We start from the raw sequence: 16,695 nt of genomic DNA, 5'->3' as shown, positions 1-16,695 counted from the left end.
TGGTGAAAACACGACCGTCGGAGGCATTCACATATGCAAAGTCAGGGATCGGGATTTCCTGTTGATTTCTAAAAACTCTACCCATAAATCACCGGAAATCAATGTTATCGAAGATAACGAAATTGTACAATATTCATAGACAGTTTTCCAAGAGAAAAATAAAGGCAACTAACCTTTAGATTTCAGTTAGTTGCCTTAAATCAAAACTAAGCCGGGATATGAATTTCTTTCAGACTCTGTTAACGGATTCCTGGGAATTCACGAACTTGTCAACGAAAGGCATTTCTTACCTATCAGAAATGAATTTAATTTCAAGATTTGCAGTTTTAGCTGACACAAAGATTGCTCGCTCTATCGAATGAGCTAATGTTCCGTCGATTGGAATCGGTTCCTCTGGGAAGTCCTCATATCGCAATTGGAGATTAAAAAGTGGTTCAACAGCTTTCGTTCTTGTCCAAAACATATTACCGATGCTGAAAACTAAATCGCCTCTCGTAAATAACTCTGGATGTTCTAGCGTAGACAACTTACGATAGATTTCATCGAGATGTTTTCTATTTTCACCAATAACGGTTAGATTAGATCGATTCCAGATTTTGATAACTTCGTGAAATGGTGGGGGCAGTATAAGTCCAATATTTGGATGCTTTTCGAAAAGATAAAAAATTTCATTGATTTTTTTCTTACCTAGCAGATTATCAATCATGGAGTGACGCCAGCGATCACCATGATCTGCATGAACAGTTTTTTTCCCATGAATATGTAACATTAGATCGTAGTTATGCTGAAATTTAGCAGCCTCAATATAAAAAGGCGCTACGTCTCGTCCTCTGTTAGGAACGATTTCAACATAAGATTTTTTGAGTGAAGGTAGACAAATCCGACACATTCGTTCAAAAATAGATCCTACCTCTTGACTAGAGGAAGTAATCAAAATGTCAAAATCTGTTCTTATGTTGGAAAGATAGTGAATAAACTCCTGACTCAATTCAACATAGAATAGATGAATATGAACAAGAATCCTCGGCGAAGAAGAAGTGTTTAGCTCGAATGAAAAATCATCACAAGAAATGAAGTTATCAGGATTGATAAATCCAGTCCCCATGATCTGGGAAGCAAAGTTTTCAGAGTAGTCTAACTTTTGTGAAAGACACTCTTGATCCTTGTAAATAACGTCATAGAAAGCGATATTTCTTAACAGATTGATTTCGCAATAAGGTGATTTGATAATATAAGCTAGTGGAGAAAGAAGACCGTTTATTTCCCAGTCGTCTCTCTTCAAATTTTCGATTGAGTCTATAGCAACATCTTCCAAAAAAGTTTCTGCGAAGCTAACGGTCTCTTCTTGTATGCATGCCAAATCCTGTTTCATCAATGATGAAATATTAATTTTTTCAAGGATAGGATTACCTTCAGCATCAAATCCGATGCAACCTCCTTCTGGTGGTGAGCATAGTTCCTCGAAAATCAAATTGAATGCAGTGAATGGGATCTCTTCCAGACTACCTATTAGCGTTTTGGTTTTAGTTTCGAGTTTCTCATCACATTCTTTATTTGCTTCCGTATCCCACATATAGATTTTATCAATTTTTTTCCCTGTGCTTCGGAAAATTCCTTTTCCGATAGATCCGGAATAGCCCATATCGAAAATAATTTTTTTCTCCCCACCCAGATAGTTTAGATAATATTTTTTTGATGCTTTTGCTTGTAAGGAATAAAATTCAAGAATCTCTTTTTCGTACTTTCGAAGCTCGGACGCATATTCTTTTGTACCAAATTTAGGATTTCTTGTGACTTCCCGTAGGCGAGAAATCAATTCTCTCTGTAATTTCGGATTTGCACTAAAAAATTTTTCGATAGCAACTACAGGCGTCAACGAGTTTACTAGCTCAGTAGATGGATTCAAACCATCAAGAGAAAGAAATTTATCAAAATCATTTTTCCATAGTGACGCTAGAAATGCACGACGGCCAGCTTGTACATATGCACTACCTACCCCTTTTTTCAACTTTATGCGAAAAACATCATAAATTTTCTTTAGAAGGAATCCGTCACGAGAGCCAAATAATATTTCTGAGTAATTTTGTTGAATTTGTTTCGATTCGATGATCTTAAGTGCAGAAGCTATAATTACCGGAGCAAAAGCTAACTGAGTAAAAGCCTTTAAATTTGGGAACAAATGTGGTGAAGGCTCTGAAAAAAAACCATCATATTTGTTCAAAGCATAGCCTATGAAAATGCGTTCTGTCGGCGTACTTTTTTTAGTAATAAGAGAATAGACTTGATTCCACAATGTTCCTTCCTTCATCAGAAGAGATTTATTCGATGGAACATTGAAAGCCAAAATTTCCTTTTTAAGAGGAATAACGCAGTCAGAAACTAAATTGTCTCCGATGTGAAGAATTTCATTTTTCCGAATACCCTTTTGAGCAAGACATTCCATGACGATATCGTAAAGTCGTCCATTGTCTTTCCTGGCTTTAAAATCGCAACTACAAAAAATCTTTTCAATCGATTTATAACCTTTTTCTTGAAGAATAGCATTAAGACGGTCACCCCCAAGATACATATCGCTAACTGCAATAATACTTTTGCCGCACCTCAAGGCTTCTTTATATAATTCGAAGCCGATTGGCCTTTTAAAAAGAAGGGCCTCTTCATATCGAATTTCAAGCGATTTAACGTTAACAATTGATTCCCGAGATAAATTAGTTACCTTTTGAATATACGAATAAATATCATCCAAAGTACAATTCAGATTACCTATTTTTCCTTCTGCACTTGATCGAACTTTAAAGAAATCTATACCATACTTTCTATCAATTTCTTTAGCAACTAACTTAAAAACATCGGAAGGATCAAGTACAGCACGAACAAGAAGCGTATCAAAGATATCAAAGCTAATAACTTTTATGCCAGGATCAGCAATCGCCCGCTTGATTGTTTCTAAAGAAATCTCGCGATATGACGTAGGCTTTCGAGGATATGGATGTTCATAAAATTCAGGATTCAGATTTAAATTACTGCCCGGATGCGGATTTTCTAGAAATTCCGCCTTAATTTTGGTATCAGCTAAAATTTCGCTTTTTGATTTTCTTAATTTCTTAAGCAAACGAACCTGACGAATACCCCCGCAAATTCCAAGAAACCATATTGCAGTTCCAAATACATAAAAATAATTAAAAAATATATTATGCAATATATCATGTCGTTCAGGGCATGGAACGCGAAATTCTCGTACTAATTTATTGTAATAGTTCCTATGTAAAATATTTTTAGACCACTCTTCTTTATAATAAAAAATAGAGGGAATAAAAAGAAGCACCTTTGCGACGGTTTTTCGAGGAGTTATCATTTAGAACTTATATGATTAAAAGAGAATATCGACAAAATTTTTCAGAGCAATCTTTATTGCAAAGAATTCAAGTACCACTGAACTGTCTTTCTTAACCCTTCATCAAAAGTTGTGCTTGGTTTCCAGGCGAGTTGGCAAATGATCTTCGTTGGATCAATTGCGTATCGAAAATCATGACCTAAGCGATCCGCTACAAATGAGGTAAGTTCACCATACTTGTGATCTGTCCAAGGAACAAGCTTGTCAAGAACTTCGCAGATCTTTCCAACAATTTCCAGATTTGTTTTCTCGTTATGGCCGCCTACGTTGTAGGTCTCGCCTGCTTTTCCCTTGTGATAGATAAGATCGACCGCACGACAGTGATCTTCTACCCACAGCCAATCGCGGATATTCAAACCTGTACCGTATACAGGGATCGGCTCGTGCGCAAGGCACTTGCGAATCACTGTCGGAATTAACTTCTCTGCATTCTGCCAGGGACCGTAATTGTTTGAACAGTTTGAGATTGTTGCGTTCATACCGTATGTGTGAACGTATGCGCGAACGAGAAGATCGCTGGATGCTTTACTTGACGAATACGGACTGTTTGGCGCATAGGGTGTTGTCTCGGTGAAATAGCCCTCTTCACCGAGTGAGCCGTAAACCTCATCGGTCGAAATGTGATGAAAGCGACTCGTCTCGAATCGATTCGTTGCCTGCCAGTAGGTCTTCGCCGCTTCAAGCAGCACTGCCGTTCCGTCGACATTTGTTCGTACGAACCGGAGAGGATCCTTAATTGAATTGTCAACGTGACTTTCCGCAGCAAAATGAATCACGCCGTCGATATCGAAAGCCTCAAAAAGCCAATCAATAAGCTCGCGATTGCAAATGTCGCCCTTGACGGGAACAACATTCGGCATCATCTTCTGCATCTCCCACGATTTTAGGTTTGCAGCATAAGTCAACGCGTCAAGGTCAACGAGTCGCGTCTCAGGATGCACCTTCGTGTAGTACTCGATGAAGTTCGTTCCGATAAAGCCGGCTCCGCCGGTCACAAGAATGTTGTGTTCAAACATTAAGATCAATCCTGGTAAGTCGATTCAAGAGCGTCGCGCCAATTACGCGGCTCAATACCGTAATCGGCAAGCGATCTGAGTGATAGAACGCTGTATGCAGGCCGAACAGCCTTCGTCGGGTAATCTGCGGTCTTGATAGGTGTTACGCGACAAGAAGGATTCATGCGCGCGATGATCGCGGACGCAAAATCGAACCACGAGCATTCGCCCGCATTTGTGAAGTGGAGAACCCGCATTCGTTCCCGGTGCGCTCCCTTCATGTAGAGCCGGAGAAGTGCGTCTGCAAGGTCATCGGCGAGCGTTGGCGCTCCCTTCTGGTCGTTGACCACGCGAACTTCATCACGGGAAGACGCGAGCCGCTTCATCGTGTTAAGGAAATTCTTCGCCGCGGGACGAGCGGAATATACCCACGCCGTCCTGACAATGAGGCCGGATGCACCCGATTCGAGCAACGCAGTCTCTCCTGCACGCTTCGATAGCCCATACACGGAGAGCGGATTCGTTGCGGAATCGGTTTCATAGGGCGTTGACGCACGGCCGTCGAAAACATAGTCGGTCGAAACGTGAATGAGCGGGACGCCGAGAGAAGCGAGGCAGTGCGGTGCATAAGCGTTCACTGCATATGCATCGCCAATGTTGTCCTCTGCCGCATCCACTGCAGTGTAAGCAGCGCAGTTGAGAATGCAGTCTATCCCTCGTTCTTTGACGTACTTCGCGGCACTCGCCTTGTCGGTAATGTCGAGTTCAGATCGGTCGGCAGAGGCAAATTCAATGCCAAGTGTTCTGCATCGCTCGCGTGCTGCCCAGCCAAGCTGCCCGCCGGCACCAGTAATCAACAGCATGGCATCACCCGTAGATGAAATCGGGATGACTCAAGTAGTCGCCGAAGGACTGTGCCTTGAGATCCTTATCCGAAAATAGACGGTCTTCGGCCGCAACAATCCAATCGATGCCAATGGACGGATCGTTGGCGTTGATGCTTCCTTCCGCCTGCGGCGCGTAGAGAGCATCGCACTTGTATGCGAAAAGAGCGGTTTCGGAGAGAACGGCAAAACCGTGCGCGAAACCCTTCGGAATGTAGAACTGCAAATGGTTCTCTCCGGACAAACGAACAGCAACGAACTTGCCGAAGGTAGGCGATCCGGCTCGGATGTCGACCGCAACATCGAGCACCTCACCCTGCAACACACGAACGAGCTTCGCCTGCGCGTGCTCGCCCTTCTGATAATGAAGGCCTCGCACTACACCGTGCTGCGAGAAGGATTCGTTGTCTTGAACAAACTCAGCGTTGATGCCGAGTTCAAGGAGTGTCTTGCGGTTGTATGTTTCGCAAAAATAGCCTCGGGCATCTTTAAAGAGACGCGGTTCGAGTATTTTGACTTCAGGAATTGAGGTATCAATGCATCTCATGATCAATGTCCTTTAACGGAAGCAAGCACTCGCAGGTGTTCACGGTAGGGTGTACCAGGTTTCATCGCGGTAACAAGATTTTCAAAATGCGTTTTGTCGATCAACCCGCGCATGTACGCAAGCAGCTCGATGTTGCCGAGGGGATTACGGTTCTTCCGATACTCCTGCTCAACTAGAATCGCGGCCTTCAAGAGCGAATCGGGGGTGCCTGCATCGAGCCAGAGCGAATCGTCTGCCATGCGGATGGAATTGAGCCGTCCTTCTATCAGGTAAAGGTTGTTGAGATCGGTGATCTCCAGTTCTCCTCGCGGCGAAGGCTCGAGTGAACGCGCTTTTTCACGGACATTCTGCGGGTAGAAATAGAGCCCTACTGAAGCAAGGTTTGATATGGGAATCTTGGGTTTTTCGACCAGACGAAGAACCTTCCCGGATTCGTCGCATTCGGCAACACCGAATCGTTCAGGATCGGCGACCGGCTTGAGCAGAATCGAGGCTTCAGACTCGACTTCTTGCGCGAGCTTCCTTAACGCAGCAAGTTCTTCCCGGAAGACGAAAATATTATCTCCAAGGATGAGTGCGACAGGTTCGTCGATGAAATCGTCCGCAATGACAAAGCATTCAGCGATACCGTTAGGCTTCTCCTGGACTTTGTAGCTGAGCTTGAGACCGTATCTCGATCCGTCTCCAAAAAGCGATTCAATGGACGGCAGATCACGCGGCGTCGATATGACGAGAATTTCACGGATACCGAGATCCATCAACGTGGCAAGCGGGTAATACACCATCGGCTTGTCATAGACAGGAAGCAGCTGCTTTGAAGTGACTTTCGTCATCGGCGCGAGCCGGCTGCCGCTTCCACCGGCAAGAATGATTCCTTTCATGGTCGTTCAGGAAAATAAGGGAGTTATTCGGACCAGCAATGGGTTGCATCAAACTGCAACAACTGTTCGCTGCTTAGAGGTTTAAATTTCGTAGCGAGAAATTCAGGAAAACGTTTGGGATCGTCTCGCCCCAAAATGAAGAATCTGCTTTCGTCATAAAATGACTCCTTCAGAACATTCGTTCGATCGGTCACGACCTTTTTCCCCAGCCAAAGGGCTTCCGGCAGACGGAAAGAGAATCCCTCCTCCGGATCTACGCGATAGAGATCAACTGCTATCTCGCTCTGGACTGCTGTGCGCAGGTATAGCGGATAGGCAAGCCAATCTGCCCCTACGGGCACAATGTCCGTCTCGAGCCAACGATCCGAACCCGGATAAGCTCTTAGCAGCAAATTGCGAAGTGTTTCGATTGCTGTAATCCGATGGTCGATTCGCGTTCCTTCACCAGGCGCACCGCGAAAAAAACAGAGACACTGACGAAAATCGTTTTGAATGTCGGCAAGTCGATCAGGATCTACAGCATTCGGTCGGTAGCTCGCTCCCAGCGCTTCGGCGTCGCGTCTTGAATAGGATTCAACACTGTCAATGACACCGTCTCGGCGCAGACGATTCACCAATGTCAGGACTCTATCCTTGGTTTTGGATTGGGCACTGATTCTTTCAAGTCGATCGTGGAAGCGCAGAATGATTCGCTTGTTTGGATGGCACACACGATAGGCTCGGATGATCCATTCGTTTGGCGTGTTCGTAAACACCGTCACACCGCACTCGTCGTCAAGAACAATGCTTTTTCTTAACCGACAGATCAGAAAAGCCGGGAGCGGTCTCAGAAGCGAGATTTCGTCCTTGAGCACGTAGCAATCAAACGCTCGGTTGTGATACTGATAGAGATCTTTCACCGGTTCGGTGGAAGCGAAAAGGATCCGCTTCCCGCGAATGAAAAAAAGAACCTCCTGGAAATTGCGCATCGCAAGAATCTTTCCTACGCCGAGCAGAAGGAATTTGGCAACGAGACGTTTTAAGCGATCTTCCCGTGTTTTGAGATCCCGCTTTGAAGGAAATGAAACAAAACGGACGCGCCTCAGCAGAAGATCCGACCAGCAGACAGACGACATGCCGTTTCGAATCTCAATATTTCTGAAGTAACGCTTGCACAGTGCGAGACGAGAATCACTTTCGTCGAGGCAAATGACTCTGCAGTCATCCTCACGACCGCCTAGTGGTCGTAACGGACAACGGTAGAGCTGCATCCACTCGGTTACACCGCCGAACATTCTTCATGTCTCCGTTCGCTGACAACTTCTCGCTCAACTTCTCGAGAAAGCTTCTTTCCGTACTCCACACCGGGTTGGTCGAAAGCATTCACGTCGAATAACGTCGCAAGCATCGTAGTCTTGTGTTCGTAAAGTGCCATGAGGGCTCCAATTCGACGCGGTACCAGTGCATCGAGCGTCAGCGCTGTGAGAACATTGAATTTGTCGGAAGCACATGGCCGAGTCACAAGTGCCTCGCACTGAGCCTTAGCGTTGGAAACAAGACAACGATAATGAGGTGCGAATCTGTGCCCCGGAATTTCCGGCCAGATAACATCAATGGCTGTCGAGCCCGTTCCTTCTCGGAGCCACTGGCCGAAACTGTGCTGCGCTTCATCGCCGTTTCCACCCCAAACGGGCAGTCCGGTCCTGTGAGTGATCGGCTTGCCGTCTATATCGCTGCTCTTCCCGAGCGACTCCATTTCGAGCTGCTGCAGCCAGGGAACGATCATGTTGAGTCGCTCATCGTAAGGGAGGACGCAAAGCGACCCGACATCAAGCTCGACGGCATTTCGATACTCAAGTAGTGCGAGCAGCGCAGGCAGGTTCTCAAGAACAGGCGCCGAAAGAGAATGGCGATCCATCTCCTCGGCACCGCGGAGAAATTCAGTGAAAATCTCTTCGCCGAGGCCGATCAACACCGGGAGTCCGATAGCGCCCCAGACCGAGAATCGTCCGCCGACCCAGTTCCAGAATTTGAAAAGATTCTCTTCAGGTAGTCCGAATATTTCGGCAGCCTTGGGATTGGCAGAAACGACGACAATGTGCTTCGCCCGGTCGGCGCCGACGATGCCGTTTTCCAGCAGCCACTGATCGACCGCATCGGCGTTCACATTGGTTTCACGAGTCGTAAAGCTCTTCGAAGAAACAATTACAAGCGTTGACTTTGCTTCACACGACGAAAGGATTCGCTCGAGGAGAACGCCGTCGACTGCCGAAAGAAAGTGAATATCAATATCCGAAACGGCAGGCCGCAACGCGTGCCATACACATTGCGGACCGACGGCGGATCCTCCGATCCCGATGTTGATCACGCTCTTGATGCGATGACCGCGGCATCCCCTCCATTCTCCGCAACGGACCCGTCGAGCGAATTCGTAGAGTCTGGAGCGTTCCGCCGATACTTCTTCAAAGTGCGGCGCTTTCGGAGAAAAAACACGAAGCGACATGTGCAGCGCGCCCTTCCGAAGTGTTGACGATCTCGCCGGCCGCCATTTTCCTGTGCGACGCAAGAAGATTCCGCTCGTCAGCAAGACGAGCGAGCGAAGACAGAATTTCAGCTGAAACACGCTGCCGGGAAAAGTCGACCGAGATGCCGCATGCTTTGACAACATAAGGCTGACGGTCTGCATCTCTTGGATTTACCTCCGCCGTCAACGTGTCAAGACTGTCGTCTTTGGATTTGATAGCCATGAAAGATCCTGTACTTCTGTTAAAAATCAATCGACCTCGCCATCCGGGTTGTCCGCTCGACGCACCCAGGATCTGCAAGTTGAAAGATTGATTCCTGTCTTGTCAGAGATTTGTTTCCAGCTCAGTCCTTGAGCCCGAAGGGAACGAACGCAGTCCTTTACTTCCTGCGAATAGCGGTACTGGTTCGAGCTGACCTCCACGCAGAACTCGCCGCGCCTGTATTCACGCCCCCAATCGCGGACCGTATTCGGCGATAAATCAAGAATTTTCGACACAAACTTGTAGCCGACCCCCTTGTCAAAAAGGATCTTCGCCGCCTTGCGCTGTCGTTCCGACGCGTGCGTTGCCGGAACCTCGCGAACCAACGGGGCGATCGGGACCGAAATTTCGGTTTTGTTAATTTTTCCAATCGACATTTTGGGGTGGCACAAAGGGAATCTCGCGGAGCTTCGCTCGCAGATGCATTGAAAGACCGGCTACCGCTCGCTGAGCGGCCGAACAATGCATAACAGTCCAGGAGCGCGAGCAGCCTGCTCGAAGGGTAACAAATCCACTTAGCGGGGGGGGGGGGGGAAAATCACCTAGCTATATACCGTATACGGTAATTTGACGTCTTTTTGACTGCAAAACGCCTGTCTACAAGATCCGAAATCTGTTGTTCGTGGTTTCACCTACGTAGGCTCTCAACAACGATTTGTGTTTGAGTTGTTTCTACGAAACATACTCATCTCCTTTACGGCAGACACCCGCTGTGGCCCTTGAGCGCGCGCATCGATCGACAAGACGGCAATCCGATCGAGTTTTCAGCGCTCTCCGAGCCAATTTTTTCTACCAATTGGTACGAGCAACAGAAAAATTGCCGAATGTTGCTTTTTTGCAACAACAGTATCTATATGATTATCCTGAATTCTTACCCCCCCCCATCTTGACAATTGCGCTAAAACGTGCATGAGGCAAAAATTGGTCCGACCGAAAGCTTGCACATTTATCTGCTTTCGGCTTCCATTCAAATTGGAGAATATTCAAAATGAAGAAGACACTTGCTGCACTCGCCGTTCTCGGCGCCTTTGCCGGCACTGCTGTTGCTGCCGACGTTACCCTCTACGGTTTGGTTGACTACGGCTTCAACTACCAGCACGTCGATTCCGACCAGAAGGATGTCGATGCAGGCGATTCGTTCCGCATGATGTCCGGCCAGAACTCCGGCTCCCGTTTCGGCTTGAAGGGCGCGGAAGACCTCGGCAACGGCCTTACGGTGGGCTTCGTCCTTGAAAACGGCTTCAACGCAGACGACGGCACGCTCGGCAACGGCGGCCGCCTCTTTGGCCGTGAATCCCAGGTTTATCTGCAGGGTTCCTTTGGTACGCTTTCCTTCGGTCGCGTCGGTCAGCTCGTGAGCGCCAACGGTTCGTATGCCCTCTTTGGTGCCACGTCCCCGTTCTCGTCCGGCTGGCAGGATTCTGTTGGTCAGAAGTTCGTTACGGGCACTGCCTGGGACCGCTATGACAACATGATCACCTATAAGACGCCGTCTTTTGCCGGCTTCCAGGTCCATGCTCAGTACTCGTTTGATACGGACACCAAGGCCACCGGCAAGACGGCTCGTTCCGGCTATGAAGCCGCAACCGACACGAAGGACGAAGTGAAGGGCGATCATGGTGTTGAAGGTACGGCGAAGGTCAATCGCTACTATGCGATCGGTGCCACCTACAAGGCCGAAAACCTGTACCTCGTTGGTGTTGTGGATGCCGTCAATTACGGCTCCTACTACTACGACAACGACAAGCTTGACGACGGGCTCGCTGTAACGCTCGGCGGCAATTACAACTTCGGCTTCATGACCGTCTATGCCATGGGCCAGTACTTCGAAAACTCCGTTAAGATCGGCCAGAAGTCTGCTTACGGCGCTACCGATACGCTTGGCGACGGCTACAGCGCCGCCGCCTACGGCGGTGCTGACGGCTTCGGCATCGCTCTCGGCGTCGGTGTCCCCTGCTTCGGCGGCACGGCCAAGGCGTCCGTCGGCTATCTGAGCGCGGAAACGAACGAAAAGGTTGTCGCTGACGGTCAGAAGGCTGAACTGGATCGCTGGAACATTTCTGTCGGCTACGACTACAACCTTTCCAAGCGCACGACTGTCTACACGGCTGCCGCCTACACGAAGGACAGCCTTGACACCGGCATCAAGACTGAAGATGTCGATCCGTCGTCCGTGGAAGTCATGGCCGGTCTCATTCATCGCTTCTAATTCACAATTTAATGTGTGAACTAGTCTGCTAAAAAGTCGCCTTTTCCGGCAGTTTTCGTAGCAGCGAGAGTTCTGCCCTGACGACTTCTCCCGAGTTCCTGTGCAGAGGAACTCGGGAGTTTTGTTCAAAATTCAAATCAAACGTTTAATTTCAAGCACAACTTCCGGCACCTCTGAAATAGACCTCCGTGATATGTCGCTCCCCGTGATCGTTCTGAATGTGGCAGATCACGTCAATGACGTCCGCGAGCAGTCGCCTGATGTGCTCGTACGGAAGGCTGCGACCCGTTTCACTCTGAAGAACTTTGAGCGCGAGATAGTCGAAGACCGCCGTGCAGTTGTTGGCGTGACAGGAAGTAATCGAACCCGAGTGTCCGGAAAGCACCGAATTGAGCCAATCGTACGTTTCCCCCGAGCGCAGTTCGGCGAGCAGAATGCGATCCGGCTTCATGCGCAGACAGGACTTCATGAGTTTTGACGCATTCACCGTCGAACGTTCGTCAGCTTCGGACGGATAGAGCAGGTTCACCTGATTTCGGTGATTGGGAAGTCCGTAAAGCAGCTCCGGAACGTCCTCAATCGTAATAATGCGGCTCTCGGTCGGAATGTGCTGCATGAGCGCCTTCATGAAGGTGGTCTTCCCGGAACCCGTGCCGCCCGCGATGACAATCGTTCGGCCGAGTTCGACGGCGCGCGTGAGGAAGGTCCTTCTCGCACGGATTCGATCCGCTTGCGACAGCATTTCGTCGAGCATGCCCTCGTAAAGCGCCTTCAGCTCCTCATCTCCCGGCCGCGTTGTCGAAACGGGCGCGATTCGATCGAAGAAACCCGACCGCTCGTATGAGTCTATCGTTCGCACCTCAAATGACGGTCGTCTGATCGTCATGGAAATCGTGCCTTTCAAACAGGCGGGCGGTCGAACGAACTGCACGCGCTCGCCCGTCGGCAGCGTTGCCGAAAGAATGGGCTTCGTATCGGAAAAGTCGTCGTCGTTCCAGGCAGCAACGGCAACAGCCAGATTCTTCACGTGGTCATACAGGCGCTTGGCAGCTCCGGGGACCGCAACATCCGCTTCTCCGCCGGCATCTGCAGTGTCCAACCCGAACTTGCGCATTGCTTTCATAACGGAAAGCATCGCGCCGTCTTCCGCCTGGTCCGCCTGCGTTTCAAGGTTGAGCGGCCGTTCCTCCCAGCGGCCGTTCTTTTCGACGAAGACTGTGCCTGTATTCGGGTTGTTGAAGGCTATTTCCGTGAGGCCTTCTTCCTTGAAGAACTCATTGAAGGGCTTCAGATAGAAACGGATCGATTCGTCGCTTCGAACACTCCTGCGCTCGTGCTCGGTATCTCTTTCAATCACAAGACTCACTCCCAATAGCGCCAGCGAATCGTACTCACGGTTTCAGGGTTCAGCGTCTCACCGTTGTCTTCGACGAAGACGCAGCCGTTGAACCTCATGATCCTGCGCAATCTCTCGTCTTCGCAGAGAACCTTCACGGCCGCTCCTCAACACCGTCATCGGCCTCAAGTCGATAGACCGACGACATGTCGATGTTCCGCGCGACGAAGATCCCGACGCGCGTGCCCTGATTCATTCGGATCGTGGGCGGGATCTGCCCCGTTTCGCGCATGACCTGCGAGAGGAAGCTGCTCATCCCCGAGTCGGTAGAGGAGTAGTTGTTGATCGAGTTTTCGCTGTCGCTCGCCTTTTCCATGGCGAACTGAAAGGCGTCGTCGATGATCGAGAAGAGGAGTGCGTTGCCGAAGCGCCGCCACCAGTGGTGATCGACTTCGCCCGTGACGCCTGCGCGTCCGAGGGAGTCGGTGGCGGGACTGCCGAGATCGACGATCACGCCGTGCGGCGTCTCGATTTGGGTCCACAGCATGAAAATGCGGTCGACGCCCTGCGCGACGGCGCCGCGGTATTCGCCGAAGGCTCGCGAACCCGCTTCAACGAGAAGCGTGCGGCCGTCCATCGAAAAAACATTCTCGGGAATGCGGCAGGAAGTCATGCCGGGAACGGTGGTGTCGACGGCCGTTTCCATGATGCAGTTGATGAAGGTCCCTTTCGGCAGTACGAGCGATCGGTTCTTCACGCGCGAGGCGCTTCCCGCGGCAAGTTTCGACGATTGAAAAAGCTTGTCGAAGTTGCCGACCGGTTCTTCTCCGGCCGCTTCTTCTCGACGTGAGGCGCTTTTCTTCGGCGTGTCCACCGATCCCATCATCGGTGCGGCAAGCCGGCGCTCGGAAAGCGTCGGCCCCTGCGGCCGAGGCTTTTCCTGTTTCTGCTCCGGCACCGGCGCAGCTTCTTTCACGTAGACGGTGCGTGTTTCCGGCGCCTTCTCGACCGGCGCAGGCTCGGGCTTCGGTTCCTCCCGAACCCTCGGCCGCCGCGGAGGCGTCGGCACGGGCGGCGCCTGGCGGACGTATTCGTCCGTTGCGGTAATCAGGCTCGCAGCCTTTGTGACCGCCTGCGGCGTTTTTTCTTCCGGCGCTTCGAGAAGCTTCGTGACGTACCAGGTGCCGAGTCCGGCCGCCAAAAAGGCGCCGATCATGATCGGCATCTTCCAGCGCGCAAAAATCCCCGGGACGGCTTCTTCCGGCGCAAAAGCCGGTTCGCCCATCGTTTCGGGCGCCCTCGGCGCCCCCTTCATCTGCTCTTGAGCCATCTGCTACTCCTTGGCGCCGTCCGTCCACCCGCGCTTCAGGCCCGGCATCGTCGACTTCGACGGCGTGCCCGAAATGAGGCGGCCGTAGTCTTCGTTGTAGAGCCCTACCACCGCCTGTCCGTTGCGAAGCCGCAGTTCGCGGCACACTTTTTCGACAATGACGGCATTCGTTCTCGGATCGACATGAGTCTTAACAAGCTGTTCGCCGTCTTCGGCGCGCACCTGATAGACGGCGGGAAGTTCGGCACCCGCCGGCATGCGAATGACCGTGAAGCGTCCGTCGTCGTAAACCGCTGCAGGCGCGAGGTCCTTTGAAGCGGGGTTCTTGCCGAAATTCATCGTGTAGGCCCAGTTGTAGCCGGGCTTGCCTCCGATTCGGGCCGTCCTCACAAGCGGGTCGGGAGTCGTTGCTGACGCCGAGACGGCTGCGTTCGTCATACCCGTTTCGACACGCAGACGTGCGAGTTCGTCCTTCGGGCTCGGCACTGCCGAATCGATCGGATCCCGATTCATCAGCGCTTTCTTTTTTTCTGCCGCGGCCTTCGCCTCTGCGGCCGCCTTCTCATCGTCGGGATAGCGGAAGATCATTCGGTAGGTGACGCCTTTGCGGACCTTCGAATACTTCACGTCGAAGGAATAGACGCGCTTGTCGGTCATGACGATGAGATTCGTCGTACCCTGCGTTTCCTTCGGCTTCAGATAGAAGTGGTTGCCGCGCGTTGCAAACTCCCATGCCGTTGAAAAGCCGGACCCGTAGTTTTCGACGCGCTCGTCGTCTGCGAACGTAATCGTCGTGATGACGCCTTCGCAGGCGTTGATCGGAACGACGTCGTCCGGCCGGTAGTCGACGTATTTGATTCGCCCGTCGTTCTTTGAGAGATCGGGCTTTTGAAGCGCATGAACGGATCCGGCGCCGAAGATCAGCCCGGCCGCCGCGAGGAACGCGGCCGCCTTTGCAGTCGTGACAAGGACTGCAGCGCGCCGCGCTGCGGAATTCCCGACCAAAGCATGCATGTCGAGTGCTTGTTTCGTCTGCATATTCGTCATCGATCGGTCCTCCTTCAATACGCCGAAACGGGAGGCTGCGCGGCTCGGGATTCGGCGGCCGTCGGTGAATCGCCCGTTGCGCTCGGTTCAGTCGAACGAGGCATTGCGCCGACATCCGGAACCTTTGCCGTCGCTCCGTCCGATCCCGCCCCGTCGGCAGAAGTTGCCGGGGCGCTCTCCTGTACGCCGGCAGGAACGGTCGCCGCGCCTTCGATCGCCTCGTTCCCGTTGTCAGCGGATTTCGAGATCGGCGGCAGGTCGTACTGCTCCTTGGGCGTGAGCGCTCTTTCGACAGGCCTTGCCGGTTCGATGCGCAGGCCGCCGCGTGTGAATTCCTGATCAAGGCGGTAGCTCGTCACCTTGAATCCGAAGGGGTTCACGAGCAGTCGATCGCCCGCCGTCGTGTAATTGGGCAGGTATTGAAAGCCGATCGTGGCGGTCCAGTAGGATTCGCTTTCGGGCGCCATGTTGGACGTATTGATCCGGCGGCGGATGAACCGAACGCGGGCGATGCCGTCGCCTTCGATTCCTACGGAGAGAATCTCGATGCGGATCATCTTCGCCGGCCCGAGCACCCGGTCGAGCGACTGCTCGCCCTGAAACTGCTTCATGTACGGCCCGAACTGATCGGCCATCGTCATTTCCCGCACGCGGCGGAATTCCGCATCGACGGTGTTGTAGTCGTACGTTTCCCTCGAACGGACGTATTCGGTCACCCAGTACTTGTCCATCAGTTCCGTTCTGGGAATGCTCTCGGGGTTTGCAACGCGCAGAAGCGTCGACTGTCCGGTGTACTTGTCCACCTGAAAGACATACGGAATCCCCTGCTTCAGAGGCGACATGACCCAGATGCTTCCGGCGAGGCAGATCGAGACCAGGCCGAGCCCCTTGGCGCACGCCCAGGCACGGCGCTCGCTTTTTTCGATCATGTCGATGCGGGATGCTTCAAAGGAAAATGCCGGCTCTCGCACGCGGGCTGACTTTTCAGCATTCTTCTTCGCCGACGATTCCTGCTCCCGAACGGACGCCTGAGGCGCTCCCTCGGCAGATCTTTCTTTTGCGTCCGGTACCGAACCGGCATCCGGCGCATGCTTGAGCTTCTTCTTTTTTCCGAACAACATCAGTTGGTTCCTTCAGCGGTTTGTTTTTCAGGCTCCGAGTCTTCTTTCGGCTGGCGCGCCGAGTCGAACTGAACGGACGGAGCGGACTCATTAGATGTCATACTAACTTTCGCCACCCCTTCAACCTTTCATGGAGTGGCAAAACATGCGATATTCGCAGGAGTTCAAAGACAACGTCGTAGCGCG

General features: G+C 51.1%; 15 protein-coding genes. 1 reads left to right on the top strand and 14 read right to left on the bottom strand.

The features are described 5' to 3' along the window. Positions 1 to 286 precede the first annotated feature (286 nt). Genes GBM95_RS07705 through GBM95_RS07670 form a run of 9 tightly spaced genes read right to left on the bottom strand, consistent with a single transcriptional unit; the run spans position 287 to position 9,843 of the window. Positions 287 to 3,355: a rhamnan synthesis F family protein gene (locus GBM95_RS07705; protein ID WP_152158567.1), complete on the bottom strand. Its 3,069-nt coding sequence runs from the start codon at positions 3,353 to 3,355 to the stop codon at positions 287 to 289. A 53-nt stretch (positions 3,356 to 3,408) separates the two neighbouring features. Next, positions 3,409 to 4,410 carry a dTDP-glucose 4,6-dehydratase gene (rfbB, locus tag GBM95_RS07700; RefSeq protein ID WP_152158566.1) on the bottom strand — a complete coding sequence of 334 codons (1,002 nt, stop codon included), beginning with the start codon at positions 4,408 to 4,410 and terminating at the stop codon, positions 3,409 to 3,411. Positions 4,411 to 4,415: 5 nt separating this feature from the next. Further along, positions 4,416 to 5,252, bottom strand: coding sequence for a dTDP-4-dehydrorhamnose reductase (rfbD, locus tag GBM95_RS07695; protein WP_152158565.1), 837 nt, complete (start codon positions 5,250 to 5,252; stop codon positions 4,416 to 4,418). 4 nt (positions 5,253 to 5,256) lie between these two features. Continuing rightward, positions 5,257 to 5,820, bottom strand: a complete 564-nt coding sequence (gene rfbC / locus GBM95_RS07690; RefSeq protein WP_152158564.1) for a dTDP-4-dehydrorhamnose 3,5-epimerase — start codon at positions 5,818 to 5,820, stop codon at positions 5,257 to 5,259. A gap of 2 nt (positions 5,821 to 5,822) precedes the next feature. Continuing rightward, on the bottom strand, positions 5,823 to 6,701 hold the full coding sequence (locus GBM95_RS07685) for a sugar nucleotidyltransferase (RefSeq protein ID WP_152158563.1): 879 nt from the start codon (positions 6,699 to 6,701) through the stop codon (positions 5,823 to 5,825). A gap of 23 nt (positions 6,702 to 6,724) precedes the next feature. Continuing rightward, positions 6,725 to 7,975 (bottom strand): hypothetical protein, encoded by a 1,251-nt coding sequence (locus GBM95_RS07680; RefSeq protein WP_152158562.1) that lies wholly within the window; start codon positions 7,973 to 7,975, stop codon positions 6,725 to 6,727. Further along, a complete protein-coding gene (locus GBM95_RS07675; RefSeq protein WP_264298088.1) occupies positions 7,960 to 9,183 on the bottom strand; it encodes a glucose-6-phosphate isomerase in 1,224 nt (407 codons plus the stop codon). The genes GBM95_RS07680 and GBM95_RS07675 overlap by 16 nt, the downstream gene beginning before the upstream one ends. Continuing rightward, positions 9,143 to 9,427, bottom strand: coding sequence for a hypothetical protein (locus tag GBM95_RS13015; RefSeq protein ID WP_264298087.1), 285 nt, complete (start codon positions 9,425 to 9,427; stop codon positions 9,143 to 9,145). Before GBM95_RS13015 ends, GBM95_RS07675 begins: the two co-directional genes overlap by 41 nt. 26 nt (positions 9,428 to 9,453) lie before the next feature. After that, complete coding sequence (locus tag GBM95_RS07670) at positions 9,454 to 9,843, bottom strand: helix-turn-helix domain-containing protein (RefSeq protein ID WP_152158561.1); 390 nt, start codon at positions 9,841 to 9,843, stop codon at positions 9,454 to 9,456. A 611-nt stretch (positions 9,844 to 10,454) separates the two neighbouring features. Here GBM95_RS07670 and GBM95_RS07665 point away from each other — a divergent pair. Further along, entirely contained in the window at positions 10,455 to 11,675 is a 1,221-nt protein-coding gene (locus tag GBM95_RS07665; RefSeq protein ID WP_152158560.1) for a porin, read from the top strand. A gap of 151 nt (positions 11,676 to 11,826) precedes the next feature. On the opposite strand, the gene virB11 is transcribed toward GBM95_RS07665, so the two are convergent. From virB11 to GBM95_RS07645, 5 genes are read right to left on the bottom strand one after another with little or no spacing between them, the layout of a single operon-like run. Next, entirely contained in the window at positions 11,827 to 13,032 is a 1,206-nt protein-coding gene (virB11, locus tag GBM95_RS07660; protein ID WP_226963223.1) for a P-type DNA transfer ATPase VirB11, read from the bottom strand. A 5-nt stretch (positions 13,033 to 13,037) separates the two neighbouring features. Beyond that, positions 13,038 to 13,169 (bottom strand): hypothetical protein, encoded by a 132-nt coding sequence (locus GBM95_RS13010; RefSeq protein ID WP_264298086.1) that lies wholly within the window; start codon positions 13,167 to 13,169, stop codon positions 13,038 to 13,040. Continuing rightward, entirely contained in the window at positions 13,166 to 14,341 is a 1,176-nt protein-coding gene (gene virB10, locus GBM95_RS07655; protein ID WP_152158559.1) for a type IV secretion system protein VirB10, read from the bottom strand. The genes GBM95_RS13010 and virB10 overlap by 4 nt, the downstream gene beginning before the upstream one ends. A gap of 3 nt (positions 14,342 to 14,344) precedes the next feature. After that, positions 14,345 to 15,388: a TrbG/VirB9 family P-type conjugative transfer protein gene (locus GBM95_RS07650; protein WP_152158558.1), complete on the bottom strand. Its 1,044-nt coding sequence runs from the start codon at positions 15,386 to 15,388 to the stop codon at positions 14,345 to 14,347. Between the two features lie 14 nt (positions 15,389 to 15,402). After that, entirely contained in the window at positions 15,403 to 16,509 is a 1,107-nt protein-coding gene (locus tag GBM95_RS07645) for a virB8 family protein (protein ID WP_152158557.1), read from the bottom strand. Between the last annotated feature and the right edge of the window lie 186 nt (positions 16,510 to 16,695).

The organism is Sutterella seckii, assembly GCF_009183815.1.
GTDB lineage: Bacteria > Pseudomonadota > Gammaproteobacteria > Burkholderiales > Burkholderiaceae_F > Sutterella > Sutterella seckii.
The sequence above is the reverse complement of the archived record's forward strand: the minus strand, read 5'-3'. Positions and strand labels throughout refer to the sequence as shown.